The following is a 17,037-nucleotide window of genomic DNA, read 5'->3' on the forward strand; positions in this document are numbered from 1 at the left end:
CTTAATCCCCTCCGTCCCCTTTTTCGCTCAGCGGCTGAAGCGGCGCGCGCCTGCCACGCAGATCACCGCGACCACGGTCACCAGCACCATGCTGAGGCTGACCGACTCGTGCAGCAGCAGCGCAGCCAGGGCCAGGCCGAAGAACGGTTGCAACAGCTGCAGCTGGCCAACTGCGGCAATCCCGCCCTGGGCCAGCCCGCGATACCAGAACAGGAAACCGATCAGCATGCTGAACACAGCGACATAGCCCAGCGCCCACCACGCGGATGCCCCGACCGCCGCGAATGACGCCGGCCGCATCAGCACCGCCAACGGCAACATCACTGGCAGCGCCAACAGCAGCGCCCAGCTGATCACCTGCCAACCGCCGAGATGGCGGGCAAGTCGACCACCTTCGGCATAGCCCAGCCCACACACCACGATCGCCGCCAGCATCAGCAGGTCAGCCTGAAGCGAGGCCTCGATGCCGTTGCGTACCGCATAGCCGACCACGCAGGCACTGCCCAGCAGCGAGAACAACCAGAACGCCGGGCGCGGCCGATCGCCACCGCGCAGTACACCGAACACAGCAGTACTCAGCGGCAGCAGGCCGAGGAACACGATGGTGTGTGCCGATGAAGCGTGGCGAAGGGCCAGCGCGGTCAGCAGTGGAAAGCCGACCACCACGCCGAGACTGACCACGGCCAGGCCCGCCAGATCGGTGCGCTGCGGACGCGGCTGGCGCAGCAGCAACAACAGGCTGACGCCCAGCACGGCGGCAATGGTGGCACGCGCAGCGGTGACGAATCCGGCGTCCAGCTGCAGCACTGCCAGGCGGGTAGCCGGCAACGAGCCCGCGAAAATCACCACGCCGATGAAGCCATTGATCCAACCACTCGCCGACCGTTCCACGCCTGTACTCCTGAAGGTGCCGGACGATGCCCGGCTGGACCTGTATGGAAGCATCCAGCGCGGAACGACCCCAGCTACAATCCAGTACAGTCGCAAGTAACTGTACTGCCCACACTTCCACTACGGTTCCGCCATGCCACGTTCGCTCACCCGCATCGAATCGGTCATCCAGACCGTCCGCACCCGCATCGGTGCGCGAGTGGATGGCCCCGGCTCCCGCCTGCCCTCGGTACGTGCGCAGGCGGCGGCGATGGGGGTTTCGGTCTCCACCGTGGTCGAGGCCTACGAGCGCCTGGCCGCCGAAGGCCTGATCAGCGCTCGCGCAGGTTCGGGCTTCTACGTCAGTGGCCCGGCGGCACCGCTGGCGCTGGCCGAGATGGAGCCGCGGCTGGACCGCGCGGTGGATCCGCTGTGGGTATCACGGCAATCGCTGGAAACACCGGCCGGTCACCTCAAACCGGGCTGTGGCTGGATGCCCAGCGATTGGCTGTACCACGACGGCATGCGTCGTGGCCTGCGCCGGCTGGCGCGCGCCGATGCATCACAACTGGTCGACTACGCCGGGCCGCTCGGCCTGCCTGCGCTGCGCCAGTTGCTGCAACGGCGTTCGGCCGCAGTGGGCATCGATGCGCCGATGGAACAGATCCTGCTGACCGAATCGGGCACGCATTCGGTCGAGCTGATCTGCCGTTTCCTGCTCAAGCCCGGCGACTGCGTGCTGGTCGATGACCCCAGCTACTTCAACTACCACGCGTTGCTGAAGGCACACCAGGTGCAGGCCATCGGTGTGCCGTACACGCACAGCGGCCCGGACCTGGAAGCGTTCGCGCAGGCACTGCAGGCGCATTCGCCGCGGCTGTACATCACCAATTCCGGCCTGCACAACCCGACCGGCGCCATATTGTCGGCCAGCACTGCCCATCGCCTGCTGGGCCTGGCCGAACGCAGCGAACTGATCATCGTTGAGGATGACATCTTCGCCGACTTTGAACTGCAGCCTGCACCGCGACTGGCCGCGCTCGATGGACTGTCGCGGGTGATCCACGTCGGCAGCTTCTCCAAAACACTGTCGGCTGCATCGCGCTGCGGCTACATCGCTGCCCGCCACGAATGGATCGAGGCGCTGACCGACCTGAAGCTGGCCACCAGCTTCGGTGGCGGTCACCTGGCGATGCAGTTGATGCACATCGCGCTGACCGACAGCGGCTACCGCCGCCACATGCAGTCGGTGCGTTCGCGGCTGGCCGATGCGCGCCGGCACACGCTGCGGAAGCTGCAGGCGCTGGGCATCACGCCGTGGCTGCAGCCGGAAGCCGGGCTCTTCCTGTGGTGCCAGCTGCCCGATGGCCGCGATGCCGCCGCACTGGCCCGGCAATGCCTGCGCGAGGGCATCGTGCTGGCACCGGGCAACGCGTTCAGTCAGTCGCAGCGCGCGGCCGACTATGTACGTTTCAACGTTTCGCAGTGCCAGGACCCGAGGATCTGGCAGGTACTGGCGCGGGAACTGCGCTGAGCTGGTTGCGAACCGGCCAGCGCAGGCGGCAGTATCCTGCCTCCAAGGCGCTTGCACGGCGCGCTACAGTGGTATGTCCCCGCCGCAGGAATCCGCGCATGTCCACGTTCTCCGATCCGCAGGCGGTGGCCCGCTATGCCGAAGCGCCGCTGCGCCAGGTGCCCGGCTTCTTCGCGTTGCAGCAGATGAGCCGCCTGCTGCTGGCCGAACGTGTCCCTGCGCAGGGCCGCGTGCTGGTGCTGGGTGCCGGTGGCGGGCTGGAACTGAAGGCCTTCGCCGAGGCGCAACCGGGCTGGCAGTTGCTGGGCGTGGACCCGGCCGCGCCGATGCTGGCCCTGGCCGAGCAGACACTGGGCACATTGAACGCACGCGTTGAGCTGCTGGAAGGCTACATCGACGATGCCCCGGATGTGCGCTTCGATGGTGCCAGCTGCCTGCTGACCCTGCACTTCCTCGACGCCACGCAACGCCTGCATACGTTGCGTGAACTACACAAGCGACTGCGCCAGGGTGCCCCTCTGGTTGTCGCCCACCACAGCGTGCCGCAGGATCCGGTCGGCAAGCTGCGCTGGTTGCAGCGCTACGCGGCGTTCGCCGAAGCCTCGGGGGTTGCCCACGCCGAGGCGCAGCGCGCGATCGAAGCAATTGCGGAGCGGCTGCCGCTGCTGGCGCCCGAGCAGGAAGTCGCGCTGCTGCAGGAGGCCGGCTTCAACGACGTGGAGCTGTTCTATGCCGGCTTCAGCTTCAAGGGCTGGGTGGCGTACGCCGGATGATGTCTACGGCACCACGGTAATGCCGATGCGCTGCATCAACAGCGCCACCTGCTGCACATCCAGCGTGGCGCCGCGCAGATTGGTGCTGGGCAGGTCCAGCTCGCCCAGCTCCGAGTTGGTCAGGTTGCAGTCGGTGAAGTTGGCGCTGTTCCAGTCGATACCCTCGAACTGGCCCCCGGACAGATCCGATCCTGCGAAACTGGCACCGCTCACGTTGGCGCCGTCCCAGCGGTTCTCCCACAGTTCGCACTTCTCCAGCGTCACCCGCGAGAAGTTCGCGTAGCGCAGGTTCGACTTCTTGATGAAGGCGCTGCAGAACCAGCTGCGCGTGGTGATCTGGTTCATGAAGCTGGCGTTGCTGAAGTCCGCGCCCTGCGCACGGCACTCGCTGATCTCCAGGCCCAGCGCCTTGATGAAACTGAAGTGGCACATGCTGATGTCGCAACTACGGAAGCTGGCTTCCTTCAATGTGGCGCCGTTGAAACGGCAACCGGCGCGGTTTTCAGCGTCATAGAAGCTGCAGTTGATGAACTCGGTGGCGGTGAGGTCAGCGCCGGAAAAGTCGCATTCGTGGAACTGCTGGTCGACCACTTTCTGGCCGGTGTACTGGTCCACGCCGATGCGCAGCTTTCGGTGAACGGTGGGGGACATCGGGGATTCCATGCCATGTGCCCCGCCATGATGCCGGGCCACGAAGGTGATCCATAGACCCGGACGCGGGCAGGTTCACCGGCAGTCCAGCCGTTCTGTGTCCACCCGGCCGAATGCACGTTGTTGCACGTTAATGCACGAACATGCAGACTTGCAGCATGAGCTCCGATCCCAGCCCCCTCCCCGCCCAGCGCACCCAGCTGATCCTCGACGAACTGCGCCAACAGGGCCGTGTGGTGGCCGCTGAACTGGCGCACCGCTATGCGGTTTCCGAGGATTCGATCCGGCGCGATCTGCGCGAGCTGGCCGCCCAAGGCCTGTGCCAGCGTGTCTACGGGGGCGCCGTGCTGCCGCCGCCAAAGGAACGCCCGCTACGCGAGCGACTGACCCGCGACCGTGGCGACAAGGCCGAACTGGCCACCCGCGTCTGCGCGCTGCTGCAGCCCGGCCAGGTCGTACTGCTCGATGCCGGCTCGACCAACCTGGCCATCGCCCAGCAGCTGCCGGCCGCCCTCGGTCTGACGGTGATCACCAACGCGCCGCAGATCGCCACCGCTGCCAGCATGCTCGAAGGCACTTCGGTGCAGCTGATCGGCGGCCGCCTCGCCAGCGGCGGCGGTGCAGTCGGTGCCGAAGCACTGGCCCAGGTGCAGCGCCTGCGCGCCGACGTGTACCTGCCCGGCCCCTGCGCGGTGGATGGCGACACCGGCGTGTGGGCGATGGATGCGGAAGAAGCCACGCTCAAGCGCGCGATGGTGGCCTGCAGCAGCCGCGTCATCGTCGCTGCCACCACAGAAAAACTCGGTGCCCGCGGCAACTGGCAGATCGCCAGCCTGGACGAGATCGACGACCTGGTGCTGACCACCACCGCACCGCCCGCACTGGCCGCGCGCTTCCGCGCCGCCGGTATCGCGGTACACCCCACCCCGCCCTGACCGTACCGCTCATGTCCCTCGCCAACCGCGCGCGTGCCGAACAGCACGCGACCCGCGCTGCATTCTTCATTCCCGGTTTCGCCACGGCGTTGTGGGCAACACTGGTGCCGTTCGCCAAGGCGCGCACCGACATCAACGACGCTACGCTGGGCCTGGTGCTGCTCTGCCTCGGTGCCGGTTCGCTGCTGGCCATGCCGCTGTCCGGTGTACTGGCCGCACGCCTGGGCTGCCGGCGGGTGATGGTGGCCAGCAGCCTGCTGATCTGCCTGACCGTACCCGGCCTGGCGCTGGCCGGTTCGGCCTGGACGCTGGGGCTGGTGCTGTTCGTGTTCGGCGCCGCCGTGGGCGCGATGGACTGCACGATGAACGTGCAGGCCGTCATCGTTGAGCGCGAATCACGACGCGTGATGATGTCCGGCTTCCATGCCTTCTTCAGCATCGGTGGTTTCCTCGGCGCGGCAACCATGACCGTGCTGCTGTCCGCACAGCTGCCGCCACTGGCATCGGTGCTGATCGGCGTGGGCGCCATGCTGCTGGTGATGCTGTTGTCGGCGGCCTACTGGCACAGCGAGCGCATGCCGCACGACACACCGATGCTGGCCATTCCGCACGGCATCGTGCTGTTCATCGGCGTGCTGGCGTTCGTCGCTTTCCTCGGCGAAGGCGCGATGCTGGACTGGAGCGCGGTCTTCCTCAGCGATGTGCGTCGCGTCGATGCCAGCATTGCCGGTATCGGCTATGTGACCTTCACCCTGACCATGACCGTCGCACGCCTGTTCGGCGATGCGCTGGTAGCGTGTGTGGGCCGTGAGCGCGCGATCGTATTTGGCGCCCTGCTCGCCGCCGCGGGCGTGCTGGTGTTGACCCTGGTCACGCCGTGGCAGGCGTCGCTGATCGGCTATGTGCTGGTCGGCCTCGGCTGCGCCAACATCGCACCGGCGCTGTTCTCACTGGCCGGCCACCAGACCCGCATGCCCGGCGCGCTGGCGATCACTGCAGTATCCACGCTGGGCTTTGCCGGCATCCTCGCCGGGCCTGCCTTGATCGGCTTCGCCGCCAATCATTTCGGCCTGATCGCTGCGTTCATCGGCGTGGCCGTGGCCTTGTTGCTGGTGGCTGTGTCCACACGTTGGCTACGGGTCTAACCAGCTGCATCAGCGCCGCCGCACCTTCATCCGCAACCGGCGATAGCCGATCACCGTGGCCGTCGCGCACAACGCCGTGCCAGCAGCGCTCAGCAGCAGCAACACAGCCAGCCGGGCACCTTCCTGGCGCAACATCGCCGGTAGGTCCCAGCTGTGCAGGAAGTAGAACAGCCAGCGCCCCACCCGTTCCCGATGCCCCATCGTCAGCAACGGGTCGCCGGTGGCCAGATCGAGATAGACACGCGTCGCCTCGGCATCGTCGAAGTCCACCACTGCCACCGGGAAGCGGCGCACCGCCGCACCATTCATGGCCTCCGGTGCACGCGGATAGAAGTACGCATCCGGCGCTTGCTGGACTGCGAAACCCTGCATCGGCACGTCGGACATCGCCCCTGCCTTCTGCTGCAGCCACTCTGCGGGCAACACGCGCGCAACCTGCAACCGCCCTTCAACCTGGGACACGATGCGGGTATCGCCTTGTCCATCCAGCAGCACCGCAAACAGTTCACCACCGATGCGCCGCCACTGGATCTCCACCGGCTTGAACCGCGTAGCGTCGGCCACCGCCAGTAGCGCCGCTGGTGCACCCAATGCGCCATCCACCGCCACCGCACCACCGCGATAGCGTCCGCTGTCGATCGCCTCGCGCGTGCTGCTGAAGACCCCCAATGGATTCATCGACATCAGCCCGCTGAAGATCCAGGTAAAAACGAAGGCGGCCGCCACCAGTCCGATCAGATGGTGCCAGCGCATCCACGGCTCGACATACGGTGTCTTCGCACCCGAGCGATAGTGCCCACGGAAACGCCAGCGCCATACCCCCACCACGATCCCGCTGACCGCCGCCACCGTGCACAGCGCGGACAGCACGATCACCACCCACGTCCACACCGGATCCACCGACTGCATGCGCAGGAAATACAGCCAGTGCAGCCAGGCCCCCACATAGTTCCAGCGCTGCTGCACATGCGGTGCGTCCAGCACCACTTCACCGGTGCGCGAGGACACATACAGGTCACCGGGCTGTGCGCCCCCCACCTCCACCCGGTACAGCGGCCGGTGCGCGTCCAGCGCGCGCGAATGCGTCCAGCGATCCTCGTCCACCCGCATCGCACCAACGAAGGCCGGACCGCCGGCGAACTGTGCCGCCGATGCTTCGGCGCGCTGTGCCGACACCGGCAGCAGGGCCTGGCCAGTGACGGCTGACCACGCCCCCACGTTGCTTCCCGCGCGCACCACATACGCCGGCTCGCCGCGCAGCGTGGTCAGTGCCACGGCCTCCGGCTCGGCCTGCACGGCGGCAGGCAGCACCGACAGCCCGTGCAGATCGTGGGCCTCCGGCAGCACCGGCAATGCCGCCAGACGTTCACCGGGCGTCAGCTTCGGGTAGCCGATGAACAACATCACCAACCCGCTGACGAACCACAACAGCATCAGCAGGCATCCGCCGATGCCCAGCCAGCGGTGCACCAGGTAGGTCCAGCGCTTGGCGGTGGATCGCAGCGACATGGTGCGCGTCCTCAGAAGCGATGATCGACGGTGAACTCGACGCGGCGATCCGCGCCCAGCAGCCACTGTGTACTGGTGTAGTACGCCGTGGCGTAGTACGCCTTGTCGAACAAGTTGAACAGGCGAGCGGTCAGCCGCGTGCGCGGTGCTGCCTGCCAGGTCAGCGCCAGATCGGTGGTGCTGTAGCCGGGCAATTCCAGCGTATTGGCATTGTCGGCGTAGCGCTTGCCGACATAGCGAACGCCACCCGCCGCGCTCCAGTCCGGCGCGAACCGCCAGCTCAACCACACATTGGCCAGGCGTTCGGCCACGTTCGGCGGCACGTTGCCATCGCGCGACACCAGCATCGGCGGCGAACCGGCCGTCTCCAGGAAGTCCTCGAACTCGGCCTTCAGCACCGTGGCGTTGGCATCCAACGTCCAGTGCGGCGCGAAGTTCCAGTTCAACGACGCCTCGATACCGCGTGAGGTCTGCGCGCCCACCTGCACCCGGCGATCTGGCACCAGCGGATCGCGGCTGAGCAGCCCGGTCTTGCGGATGCGATACGCCGCCAGCGTCCACTCGCCGCCATCGAACGCCTGCTTCAGGCCCACTTCGATCTGCCTGCCCTTGGCCAGATCGAAGGCACCGTTGGCCGGGCTGATCATCAGCAGTCCACTGACAGGGTCCGCCGCCTGCGAGTACTGCGCATATAGGCTCAGCGTCGGCTGCAGCGCGAACACCGTGCCTGCACGCCAGCCGGTGCTGCTGTAGGTCTTCGAGAACGCGTTCTGGCCGCTGATCAGATCGGTACGGTCGATGCGCGCGCGGTCGTGGCGCAGCCCTCCCAGCACCGACCAGCGCTCGCTCAGCGCCAAGCGGTCTTCCACGAACAACGCGTACTGTTCGGCACGGTTGCGGTAGCGCGGCAGGTTCGGCGCATCGCTGACGAACTGGCCCGGCACCGGATCGAACGGATCGACCGGGCCCGAACTGCCAGCATAGGTGTTGTTGGTGTGCTTGAAGTGGGCGCGGTTGGCATCCAGGCCCACCGCGAAGCTGTTCTGCAGGCCACCCGCCGTTCCCTGCACACGCAGCGTCGAGGTCAGCCCGGTCTGGTCCTGGTTGTGGGTGATCTCGGTGTTGCCCGATCGATCGATCAAGCCGGTGGCGCGGTTGTAAACATAGGCCTCGGCATTGCGCCAATCGCGTTGGCTGTCGATCTGGTAGAGGCGCGTGCGCCATTCCACGTTCGCGGTCGGCGTCCACAGCGCATCGAGCTGGGTCCAGCGGTCACGGTAGCGGATCTCGCTGTCATCCACGTTGTAGTTGCGGTGGCGCAGCGCCTCCAGCTGGCGGCCCTCGACCAGCGGCGTGCCGAAGTAACGCATCGGCTGCTGGTAGCCCTGCGCATGGGTGAGGGTCAGCTGCAGGTCGGTGCGCGGCTGCCACAGCAGCGCGCCGGAGAACGTCGCATCGTTGTTGCGGCCACGGTCCACCCAACCGCCGCTGTAGTTGCCACTCACATCCAGCCGGTAGGCCAGCTCGGGCGTCAGCGCGCCACCGCTGCCGAAGCCCAGGCGCGCGGTGTCCTCGCTGCCCACGGTCACGCTGATCTCGTTTTCGATGGCACCGCGCGAGGGCTTCTTCGGCACGATGTTGATCACGCCGCCGATCGCGCCATCACCGTGGATCACCGAGGCCGGCCCGCGCAGCACTTCGATGCGCTCGATCGACCAGGTATCGAACGGGAACGTGATGCCCACGCCGCCGTACTGGCGCAGCCCGTCGTACAGGCGCATCACCGAGGCGCCATCGGTGAAGCCGCGGCTGGACAGCGCGCTCAGGCCGTTGCCGGGGTGCGGCATCGCACTGATCGCGCCTGCCCGGCTGATTGCATCGTTGAGGTTGCTGTCGCCACGCTGTTCCAGCTGTTCGCGCGAAATCACCGTCAGGCTGGCCGGTGTCTGCAGCACGCTCAGGCCCAGTGCGGATCCGGCGTTGGCGGTGGACGAGAGTTCGCCGCTGCGGGTATCGACCACCCGCACGGTATCCAGCGTGGTCGGTGGTGCCGCATCAGCGGCAAGCAGGGGCGCGGCGTGCAGGAGCAACGCGCACAGGACAGGCAGCGTCGCCCGGCGCAGGTGCGCGGAGTTGGAGTTCGTTTTCATTTGTTCACGGCATGCAAGGCCACCCCGCAATGGCAGGGCAGCAATCAGAAAGGGACAAACACGCGCGTGCGGGCACCGGCCGTGGCCGGCAACCTCATGGAAGGCAGATCAGTGCAACGCGCGTGCGGCTCAGGCGGCCATGAAGGCCGGCGGCCCACGCGCTCCCAATGTGCCGCTGATCCGTTGCGGCAGCGCCCGCACCGCACCGCGCAGCGCGCGGCACACCGGTGCCATCGGCGTCAACAGCAACAATGCCGCCACCAACAGGGTGATCAGCCGTGCAGCGATCAGGCAGTAATCGCAGTCCACACCCATCTCATGATCGGCGTGTGGATCGGCAGGTGGCTTCTTTGCGGCCTCGCCGTGCGGCATCGCCATCGCGTGGTGGTCGTGATGGCCTTCCATCGCGTGCTGCGCATGCTCTGCGTGCATCGCGTGGTCCATCGCCGCCACGGGCACTGCAGCAGCCACGTGACCGTGCGCCAGCCAGCGGCTCACCAGCGGAGCGAGCAGCACCAGCAGCATGGCGAGCCATGCCAGGGCCTGGAACCGGCGGTGGAGGACAGAACGGCGCACGTGGCCATTCTACGGGGCCGCAGCCAACCTTGGACCACGTTCAGGGTTGCTTCGCAGGTGGTGCGACGTTATGACGCAGCCTCGCTCACGTGGCGCACTGATCACCCCGGAGGGGACGGAAGGGCGCCCAGCCTGGCCGGCCCCTTCCGCCCCCGATCGGCAACGCTAGAACCGCGCCGGCTGCTGCACCGCGCGCTCCAGGAACATGACCCCCGCCTGCAGGCTGTTGCGGGCGTTCTCCAACCAGCGCTCCGGGTCGGCCACCGCGAATCGCTCCTGTGCATCCACGTCCCCCGCATCCGCCAGATCGGCCAGCTGCAGATGGATGTGGTTCTCCACCAGGCTCACCAGCATGGCGAGCTCGGCCGACAATCCGGCGATGCGTTCGGTGAAGTCAGCGTCGTTGCTGTTCAGAGACATGTCCCCTGTTCCTATGCGTTGCGGTGTTGATGGATGGCTTCGAAACGCTCGGCACAGGCAGGCCCACAGAAAAGCCTGGCCGGATCGTTGTCGAAGTCTTCGCTGCAGTCCGGGTTCTGGCATTCCCCAATGGGCGTGAGAGGGGCAACGCTGCTGGCCCGCGTTGCGTGCTGGGCCAATGCGCGTTGCAGGTGGCGCGCTTCCAGTTCCTGCGCTTCGCCGATGGTGTCCGTCATGCCAGTCGTATTTTATCGAGGGGTGGTCGCACCGATTGAGAACGTCGCAACGACCGTCAATGACGCGGATTCCGCGGCGGATCGGTGTTCGTGGTTGCAGTGGATTTCAGGCATGCAGGCTCCTTGTGCACGGGCGCCCGAAGGCGCGATGGAGAGAAACAAAGGGCCGTCGCTGACGGCGATCGCATCATGCGAAAACCGGTTCTCGCCAACTGCGACGCGTCGGCGCGACCACAGCGATCTGCAAACGCCATCGCAGATCCAACGAGTACCGGGCGATCCGATCGCGATCAGGGATGCAAGGTGCCGGAAGGTGTTGCAAATGAAGCCCCATTCCGACACCATGACCGTCACCACCTCCCATCACATCCTGACCACACTGCGTCGGTCGGCCGCTGCGTGGCCTGCGCACGCCAGGTACTGCACAGCACGTTGGCCGCCATCAGCCGCCGTGGACCGATCCACGTTCCCAGGGGCTCCGTCGAATGCACACACCGCATCCCACGCAGGACATCGTTCCCGCGTTCCTGCAGGCCATGCACGCGCACGGCATCGTGCCGGACGCGCGCGGCCGCGACGCGCTCAACGCCGATGGCACGCTGGTGCGCTTCCATGTGGAAGGCGACCGTCGTGGCACGCGCAATGGTTGGGCGGTGTTGTTTGGCGACAACGTGCCGGCCGGCGAGTTCGGCAGCTGGCGGACCGGCATCCGCCATGCCTGGTGCGCGAAATCGCCGACCACGTTGAGCGCCGCCGAGCAGCGTGCCATCCGGCAACGCCAGGAGGCGGCCCGCAGCGCGCGCGAACGGGATCAGCGCGAGCGCGAGGACGCCGCCGCCAAGGTGGCCAACGTGCTGTGGAACCGAGCCATTCCCGCGGATGCCCACCACCCCTATCTCGTACGCAAGGGCATCCACGCACATGGCCTGCGTGTGGCGCCATGGCCGGTGCGCAACAGCGATGGCCTGGTCTTCCGCCACATCGACAATGCCCTGCTGGTACCGGTGATGAACAGTGCGGGCCGGATTGTCTCGTTGCAGGCGATCTTTCCACGCATGGATCCGGCACTCGGACGCGACAAGGACTTCCTTTCCGGCGGCCGCAAGCAGGGCTGCTTCCATGTCATCGGCAAGCCGGTTCCCGGCCAGCCGATCGCCATTGCAGAAGGTTACGCCACGGCCGAATCCATCCACCAGGCCACCGGCTGGTGCGCGGTAGTGGCTTGGGATGCCGGCAACCTCGGCCCGGTCGGCCAGGCCTGGCGCGGCGCCATGCCGGACGCGTCGTTCGTGCTATGTGCCGACAACGATCAGTGGACGCGGCAGCCGCTGGACAACCCTGGCGTCACCCTGGCCACGCAGACTGCCGCAGACATCGATGCCCGCGTGGCCTGGCCCGAGTTCGCCGCGCTTCATGGCGACGATGACCGTCCAACCGACTTCAACGACCTTCATCTGCGTGAAGGGCTGGACGCCGTGCGTACCCAGCTGTTGCCCCCCGTGCCGCCCGCAGCAGGCGACGACGTGGCGCAGGACGATGCACCGTCATCGGGCAGCGCGCGCTACCAGGTGCCAGGCAACCTGTCCGCATTCGATGCCTTCACCCCGTTTCCCGACACCAGCGCGCGCGGGCGGCCGTTGCCAACGGCCCGCAACCTGGCCGAGCTGTGCCGCCGCACCGGTGTGACCGTGCGCTACAACGTCATCCGCAAGGATCTGGAGATTCTGGTCCCTGGGCTGCAGACGACCGTGGACAACGCCAAGGAAGTCGCGGCTGGCGAAGTGATGGATTGCATGCACCGCGCCGGCATGGCCACCGCCAGCTTCGAGACCAACCTGTGCCAGGTGGCCGAAGCCAATCCCTACAACCCGGTCGCCAGCTGGATCACCTCACGGCCGTGGGATGGTCAGCGCCGCCTGCAGGCGTTCTTCGACACCGTGCAGGAAGCCCAGCCCACGCGCATGGCCGACGGACGCGTGCTGAAGGAGGTTCTGATGCGGCGCTGGCTGATCTCCGGCGTGGCGGCCGCCTTTGAACCCGATGGCGTGGTCGCGCGCGGCGTGCTGACGTTCGTCTCGAAACAGAACCTGGGCAAGACGCGCTGGGCACGGCAGCTGGCGCCGGCGGAGCTGCAACTGATCGCCGATGGCGTGGTGCTCGATCCGGCCAACAAGGACAGCGTCAAGCAGGTCATCTCCAAATGGATCGTCGAGCTGGGCGAAGTCGATGCCACCTTCCGCCGTACTGATATCGCGGCGCTGAAATCATTCATCTCGCGCAGCCATGACGAGATCCGCCGCCCCTACGCGCGCACCGAATCCCGCTACGCGCGGCGCACCATCCTGTTTGCCAGTGTCAACGACGAACGCTTCCTGCGCGATGCCACCGGCAATACCCGCTGGTGGACCGTGCACGCCGTGGCATTGGGCGAACCGGCGCGGATCGACATGCAGCAGGTGTGGGCAGAGGCCCATGCGTTGTACAGCAGCGGCGAGACCTGGCACTTGAGTGCCGAGGAACTGGATGCACTGAATGCCACCAACAGCGAACACGAACCCATCTCGCCCATCGCCGAACTGATCGATCGCCATTTCGACTGGTCGCTCCCTGCCGAACACTGGAGCGCGCATTACCGCGCCACCGAAATCGTCATCGCGGTGGGCATCGACAAGCCCAACCGTCGCGAGGTGAACGAGGCCGCCGCCTACGTGGTGAAGCGGCATGGCGTACGCACCCGCGTGGTGGGCAAGGAGCGGGCCAAGGTCTGGCTGATGCCACAGCGCCGACGCAGTCTCGCCGAGCACGCGGCAGGGCCGTTCTAGATGCCACGCCTGCATGATGGTCGCGACGTTGACAGCAGCAGCGACGACTGGCGTCTGCACTGCGAAGCACGTCTCGTGTTGCAACTGGACGGCTACCGCCGCATGGGCAGCGACGGGCGCTGGACGGCGGTCAGTTCGCGCCGGCACCGCCAGCAGTATCTCGAGGGTGTCCTGGCCGCACGCGGCCCGGTTGAGCGTGAGCGCCTGGCAGCAGCGGCATTGCGGCTGTGGACCGCCAGCCCGCCCGTCCAACTGCACCATGACGTAAGTAGATGAAAGGTGTTGACTAGGGGCATCTACAGAGGCAAGATGGCTGTATCGGCCCGCCACCTTTCAGGAGCGCTTCCGCCATGCCTCATCCCCGACTGCATGCCTTCGAAGGTGAGCAGCTGACCGTGCAGCAGATCCACCAGCGGGTACCGGTGCTGTCCGAGCGGACCATCCGCGACCACCTCGCTGCCGGCCGACGTACCCGCACCGCCATGCTGTGCTTTGACCCGATCGCCGCGGCGGCCCGGGGCGGTCGCATCACCCAGCGCATCCTCCGCGCCCGCAGCCTCGCCGGTCGCGATTCCTGATCCTCCGGCACCTGCCGCATTTCTCCAGGAGTAGATTCCGCATGATTCCCGCCTCCCTCGACAGCGGTCATCGCATGATTGCCGACACACTGGCCGCGTTCCGTGCCGGCCCTGCACTGGGCAGCATCGCCCTGCGGCCGGCGCCGCGCGCACGTGTGCCGCTCTACATCGGCATCGCCGGCAGCAAGCGCTCGGGCAAGGACACACTCGCCAATGGACTGGCGTCGGCGTTGTCACTGCCACGCGACAGCTTCGCGGCCCCACTGCGGCAGTTCGTCGCCTCCCTCCTCGGTCTTTCCCTGCACGAACTGGACAGGCGCAAGGAGGATGCCATCGACTGGCTGGCCGAACTCACCCCGCGCCACCTGATGCAGACCGGCGGTACCGAATGGGGGCGTGACCGCGTCCATCCCGAGCTGTGGGTACGCTCGCTGTTCGCACGCCTGCCCGAGGGCGGGCTGGTACCCGACGTCCGCTTCGCCAATGAGGCCCGCGCGATCCGGCGTCGTGGTGGTGTCGTGATCCGCGTCAACCGCCCGGGCCATTGCAGCAGCGACCCTCATGCCAGCGAGCAGCCGCTGCCACATGAACTGGTCGACATCGAAGTCGACAACGACGGCACCCCGGCCGATCTGGTCCGCAGATCCCTGGACCAGCTGCTTTCACGCGGTGTGATCTGATCCGGAATCAGGACCCGCTACCCGCCCCATCCGCTGAACCCACCGCAGGCCCCGACCCATCATCGACGAGAATGATGTAAGGTCATCCCCCATCACCGACGACACCTGTCGTCACTCTGCATCCCCAACCCATTTCGCAAAGAGGAAACGCCATGGAGGTCGAACAGTTCACGTCGACGCGCCTGAAGGCCATCGAGTTGTTCAAGTCCCAGCCCAAGGGCAGCAAGGACAACGTGAGCCTGGATGCGATCTTCATCTCGCTGTGCACGCTGGCCACTGCCCGGACAGGCGCTGGCAGCGCCCAGCAGGCGCGTACCGTGGCCCGCCCCGGCAACCAGCAGCCGCCCGCACCGTGGTTCGTCGAAACCCTCGCTGCCTTGAAGGGCAAGGGCGAGTCGATCACCGTGGCGCGTTTCCTGATGTTCGCCAACCGCTTCCCGGTCAAGCGTATGGACCAGGTCAACGCAGCACGCTGGCTGCGCGACGCCGGTTACATCCCCCGCAAGACCGGCGGCAACCTGGTATTCGATCTTTGATCCAGCGCCTCCTGCAGTCCTGAAGCCCCGGCATCGTCCGGGGCTTTTTCGTTTCAGGCCCGTACACGGCGCATGAGGCTGTGTGGCGGGTGGCCGTCCTCACCCTGTACCTGCCCGATCCCCTTGATCTGCCTCTGTTCCTGCCAGATGAGGACAACGAGTACGGATGTACAGGAGAACATCAGCGGTCGGTGCAAGCGGATGCGGCGCACTGCAAGCAGGCGAGTCGTGCTCCTCACCCTTCCTCGCGCACGACTGAACGTCTTCAGCGCGCAGATATAAAAGTAGATGAAAGGTGTTGACTGGACGAGCGGGATGGCAACAGTGGAGATCAATGCCACTGAAGACATCCTCCATGAACGCCCTGCCCGACAGCATCCAGACCCTGGCCGAGGTCATCGGCGAATCCGCAGCCCTCACGCTGGTGCGTGCGTGGCCGCCGACCACCTCCAGCACCACCGGCCGTCACCGCGTCATCGTCTACGTCCCCTCCACCCTGCCCGACCAGCACCGGCTGATCGACATCCTTGGCCACGACGTCGCCCAGCGGCTGGTCGCGCACTTCGGCGGCGAACTGTTGTTCCTGGCGTCCTGCTTCGCTGCCGGCGCGCACGAACGCCGTGAGCAGATCGCCCGCGCGGTCGCCAGCGGCATGCCGCGCGAGCATGTCGCGCGTGAGTTCGGCGTCTCACAGACAACCATCAAGCGCGCCCTGCGCGGCGCGCGTTCCGCGCCGCCACCGGCCGTCCACCCGGCCCTGCTCAAGGGATACGCACGCGCATGAACGAGAGCGAGCTGCTGGCCGGCGTGCCAGATTGGGCCAAGTACCTGGGCGGGACCTCGGGCGTGCTGATTGCAGTGTCGTTGTGGCTGCGCCAGTGGCTGTCGTCGGCCAAGGTCGACCGCACCGCCGATGAAGCCACCAACAACACCCTGCGCACCCTGCAGGAACAACTCGCGGCCGAACGTACTCGCGCCGATGGACTGATGCACGAACGCGAGGCAATGGCCCAGGAAATCGGGCAGCTGCGCGGTGAAGTCAGCGCCCTGCGTGCACAGATCGCCCAGCAGAGCGTACAGATAGACGCCCTGCTGGCCCTGGTGCGCAAGCAACCGGGAGCGGCCGCATGACCGTCGCCGCCGCCAGTGCCCTCGGTGGCACCAACGTCGCTGCGTTCCTGGACATGCTGGCCGTGTCCGAAGGCACCGACATTCCGGGCCAGCGCTCACGTGGCCGCGGCTACGACGTCATCGTCGGCGGCCAGCTGTTCAGCGACTACCGCGACCATCCCCGCGTGCTGGTGTCGCTGCCGCGCTACGGCATCAAATCCAGCGCCGCCGGCCGCTACCAGTTCCTGCGCAGCACCTGGGACGACCTGCGCGCACGCCTGGGCCTGCCTGACTTCGGGCCAGTCTCGCAGGACCGTGCGGCGGTCGCCCTGCTGAAACAGTGCGGTGCCTACGAGCTGATCCGGTTGGGACGCTTCGATGCCGCTGTCACCGCGGCACGGCGCATCTGGGCGTCGCTGCCAGGCGCCGGCTACGGCCAGAAGGAGCACGCACTGGAAACGCTACGCGCGGCGTACCGTGCCGCCGGCGGAGCCCTGCAGTGACGCCCGGGG

At 66.8% G+C, this 17,037-nt stretch carries 19 protein-coding genes; 12 read left to right on the forward strand and 7 right to left on the reverse strand.

The window, feature by feature from the left end:
* Window positions 1-27 precede the first annotated feature (27 nt).
* Window positions 28-891, reverse strand: a complete 864-nt coding sequence (locus tag AC0Z6F_RS17375) for a DMT family transporter (RefSeq protein ID WP_012510256.1) — start codon at window positions 889-891, stop codon at window positions 28-30.
* Between the two features lie 133 nt (window positions 892-1,024).
* Between AC0Z6F_RS17375 and AC0Z6F_RS17380 the strand changes: the two genes are divergently transcribed.
* Window positions 1,025-2,404: an aminotransferase-like domain-containing protein gene (locus AC0Z6F_RS17380; protein WP_012510255.1), complete on the forward strand. Its 1,380-nt coding sequence runs from the start codon at window positions 1,025-1,027 to the stop codon at window positions 2,402-2,404.
* A 98-nt stretch (window positions 2,405-2,502) separates the two neighbouring features.
* Complete coding sequence (locus tag AC0Z6F_RS17385) at window positions 2,503-3,177, forward strand: class I SAM-dependent methyltransferase (protein ID WP_012510254.1); 675 nt, start codon at window positions 2,503-2,505, stop codon at window positions 3,175-3,177.
* A gap of 3 nt (window positions 3,178-3,180) precedes the next feature.
* Here AC0Z6F_RS17385 and smqnr read toward each other — a convergent pair whose 3' ends face one another.
* Window positions 3,181-3,828 (reverse strand): SmQnr family pentapeptide repeat protein, encoded by a 648-nt coding sequence (smqnr, locus tag AC0Z6F_RS17390; protein ID WP_485617979.1) that lies wholly within the window; start codon window positions 3,826-3,828, stop codon window positions 3,181-3,183.
* Window positions 3,829-3,986: 158 nt separating this feature from the next.
* On the opposite strand from smqnr, the gene AC0Z6F_RS17395 reads away from it, so the two are divergent.
* Entirely contained in the window at window positions 3,987-4,763 is a 777-nt protein-coding gene (locus AC0Z6F_RS17395; protein ID WP_012510252.1) for a DeoR/GlpR family DNA-binding transcription regulator, read from the forward strand.
* Between the two features lie 11 nt (window positions 4,764-4,774).
* Window positions 4,775-5,908 (forward strand): MFS transporter, encoded by a 1,134-nt coding sequence (locus AC0Z6F_RS17400; RefSeq protein ID WP_012510251.1) that lies wholly within the window; start codon window positions 4,775-4,777, stop codon window positions 5,906-5,908.
* A gap of 9 nt (window positions 5,909-5,917) precedes the next feature.
* On the opposite strand, the gene AC0Z6F_RS17405 is transcribed toward AC0Z6F_RS17400, so the two are convergent.
* From AC0Z6F_RS17405 to AC0Z6F_RS17425, 5 genes are all read right to left on the reverse strand, one after another.
* Window positions 5,918-7,417, reverse strand: a complete 1,500-nt coding sequence (locus tag AC0Z6F_RS17405) for a PepSY domain-containing protein (RefSeq protein WP_012510250.1) — start codon at window positions 7,415-7,417, stop codon at window positions 5,918-5,920.
* Between the two features lie 11 nt (window positions 7,418-7,428).
* Window positions 7,429-9,567 (reverse strand): TonB-dependent receptor, encoded by a 2,139-nt coding sequence (locus AC0Z6F_RS17410; protein WP_485617981.1) that lies wholly within the window; start codon window positions 9,565-9,567, stop codon window positions 7,429-7,431.
* 129 nt (window positions 9,568-9,696) lie between these two features.
* Window positions 9,697-10,092, reverse strand: coding sequence for a DUF2946 family protein (locus AC0Z6F_RS17415; RefSeq protein ID WP_012510248.1), 396 nt, complete (start codon window positions 10,090-10,092; stop codon window positions 9,697-9,699).
* Window positions 10,093-10,308: 216 nt separating this feature from the next.
* Complete coding sequence (locus tag AC0Z6F_RS17420) at window positions 10,309-10,563, reverse strand: hypothetical protein (RefSeq protein WP_012510247.1); 255 nt, start codon at window positions 10,561-10,563, stop codon at window positions 10,309-10,311.
* A gap of 11 nt (window positions 10,564-10,574) precedes the next feature.
* Entirely contained in the window at window positions 10,575-10,799 is a 225-nt protein-coding gene (locus AC0Z6F_RS17425; protein WP_012510246.1) for a hypothetical protein, read from the reverse strand.
* 485 nt (window positions 10,800-11,284) lie between these two features.
* On the opposite strand from AC0Z6F_RS17425, the gene AC0Z6F_RS17430 reads away from it, so the two are divergent.
* From AC0Z6F_RS17430 to AC0Z6F_RS17465, 8 genes are all read left to right on the forward strand, one after another.
* Window positions 11,285-13,621: a VapE domain-containing protein gene (locus AC0Z6F_RS17430; protein WP_012510245.1), complete on the forward strand. Its 2,337-nt coding sequence runs from the start codon at window positions 11,285-11,287 to the stop codon at window positions 13,619-13,621.
* Window positions 13,622-13,897 carry a DUF7696 family protein gene (locus AC0Z6F_RS17435; RefSeq protein WP_012510244.1) on the forward strand — a complete coding sequence of 92 codons (276 nt, stop codon included), beginning with the start codon at window positions 13,622-13,624 and terminating at the stop codon, window positions 13,895-13,897.
* A 74-nt stretch (window positions 13,898-13,971) separates the two neighbouring features.
* Window positions 13,972-14,199, forward strand: a complete 228-nt coding sequence (locus AC0Z6F_RS17440) for a hypothetical protein (protein ID WP_012510243.1) — start codon at window positions 13,972-13,974, stop codon at window positions 14,197-14,199.
* Window positions 14,200-14,240: 41 nt separating this feature from the next.
* Window positions 14,241-14,879 (forward strand): deoxynucleotide monophosphate kinase family protein, encoded by a 639-nt coding sequence (locus tag AC0Z6F_RS17445; protein ID WP_012510242.1) that lies wholly within the window; start codon window positions 14,241-14,243, stop codon window positions 14,877-14,879.
* Between the two features lie 152 nt (window positions 14,880-15,031).
* Window positions 15,032-15,415, forward strand: coding sequence for a hypothetical protein (locus AC0Z6F_RS17450; protein WP_012510241.1), 384 nt, complete (start codon window positions 15,032-15,034; stop codon window positions 15,413-15,415).
* 355 nt (window positions 15,416-15,770) lie between these two features.
* Window positions 15,771-16,199, forward strand: coding sequence for a Mor transcription activator family protein (locus AC0Z6F_RS17455; RefSeq protein WP_232274011.1), 429 nt, complete (start codon window positions 15,771-15,773; stop codon window positions 16,197-16,199).
* On the forward strand, window positions 16,196-16,546 hold the full coding sequence (locus AC0Z6F_RS17460) for a hypothetical protein (RefSeq protein ID WP_012510239.1): 351 nt from the start codon (window positions 16,196-16,198) through the stop codon (window positions 16,544-16,546). Before AC0Z6F_RS17455 ends, AC0Z6F_RS17460 begins: the two co-directional genes overlap by 4 nt.
* Window positions 16,543-17,028: a glycoside hydrolase family 24 protein gene (locus AC0Z6F_RS17465; protein WP_012510238.1), complete on the forward strand. Its 486-nt coding sequence runs from the start codon at window positions 16,543-16,545 to the stop codon at window positions 17,026-17,028. The genes AC0Z6F_RS17460 and AC0Z6F_RS17465 overlap by 4 nt, the downstream gene beginning before the upstream one ends.
* The last annotated feature ends 9 nt before the right edge of the window (window positions 17,029-17,037 follow it).

It is taken from the genome of Stenotrophomonas sp. 1L-E-5-B-C3, assembly GCF_057292075.1.

Coding starts and splice junctions, on each gene's coding strand:
- AC0Z6F_RS17450 (WP_012510241.1), top strand. CDS start 15,032: ATGGAGGTCGAACAGTTCACGTCGACGCGCCTGAAGGCCATCGAGTTG.
- AC0Z6F_RS17410 (WP_485617981.1), bottom strand. CDS start 9,567: ATGAAAACGAACTCCAACTCCGCGCACCTGCGCCGGGCGACGCTGCCT.
- AC0Z6F_RS17455 (WP_232274011.1), top strand. CDS start 15,771: ATGAACGCCCTGCCCGACAGCATCCAGACCCTGGCCGAGGTCATCGGC.
- smqnr (WP_485617979.1), bottom strand. CDS start 3,828: ATGTCCCCCACCGTTCACCGAAAGCTGCGCATCGGCGTGGACCAGTAC.
- AC0Z6F_RS17400 (WP_012510251.1), top strand. CDS start 4,775: ATGTCCCTCGCCAACCGCGCGCGTGCCGAACAGCACGCGACCCGCGCT.
- AC0Z6F_RS17385 (WP_012510254.1), top strand. CDS start 2,503: ATGTCCACGTTCTCCGATCCGCAGGCGGTGGCCCGCTATGCCGAAGCG.
- AC0Z6F_RS17465 (WP_012510238.1), top strand. CDS start 16,543: ATGACCGTCGCCGCCGCCAGTGCCCTCGGTGGCACCAACGTCGCTGCG.
- AC0Z6F_RS17425 (WP_012510246.1), bottom strand. CDS start 10,799: ATGACGGACACCATCGGCGAAGCGCAGGAACTGGAAGCGCGCCACCTG.
- AC0Z6F_RS17460 (WP_012510239.1), top strand. CDS start 16,196: ATGAACGAGAGCGAGCTGCTGGCCGGCGTGCCAGATTGGGCCAAGTAC.
- AC0Z6F_RS17405 (WP_012510250.1), bottom strand. CDS start 7,417: ATGTCGCTGCGATCCACCGCCAAGCGCTGGACCTACCTGGTGCACCGC.
- AC0Z6F_RS17430 (WP_012510245.1), top strand. CDS start 11,285: ATGCACACACCGCATCCCACGCAGGACATCGTTCCCGCGTTCCTGCAG.
- AC0Z6F_RS17420 (WP_012510247.1), bottom strand. CDS start 10,563: ATGTCTCTGAACAGCAACGACGCTGACTTCACCGAACGCATCGCCGGA.
- AC0Z6F_RS17395 (WP_012510252.1), top strand. CDS start 3,987: ATGAGCTCCGATCCCAGCCCCCTCCCCGCCCAGCGCACCCAGCTGATC.
- AC0Z6F_RS17445 (WP_012510242.1), top strand. CDS start 14,241: ATGATTCCCGCCTCCCTCGACAGCGGTCATCGCATGATTGCCGACACA.
- AC0Z6F_RS17415 (WP_012510248.1), bottom strand. CDS start 10,092: ATGCTGCTGGTGCTGCTCGCTCCGCTGGTGAGCCGCTGGCTGGCGCAC.
- AC0Z6F_RS17380 (WP_012510255.1), top strand. CDS start 1,025: ATGCCACGTTCGCTCACCCGCATCGAATCGGTCATCCAGACCGTCCGC.
- AC0Z6F_RS17440 (WP_012510243.1), top strand. CDS start 13,972: ATGCCTCATCCCCGACTGCATGCCTTCGAAGGTGAGCAGCTGACCGTG.
- AC0Z6F_RS17435 (WP_012510244.1), top strand. CDS start 13,622: ATGCCACGCCTGCATGATGGTCGCGACGTTGACAGCAGCAGCGACGAC.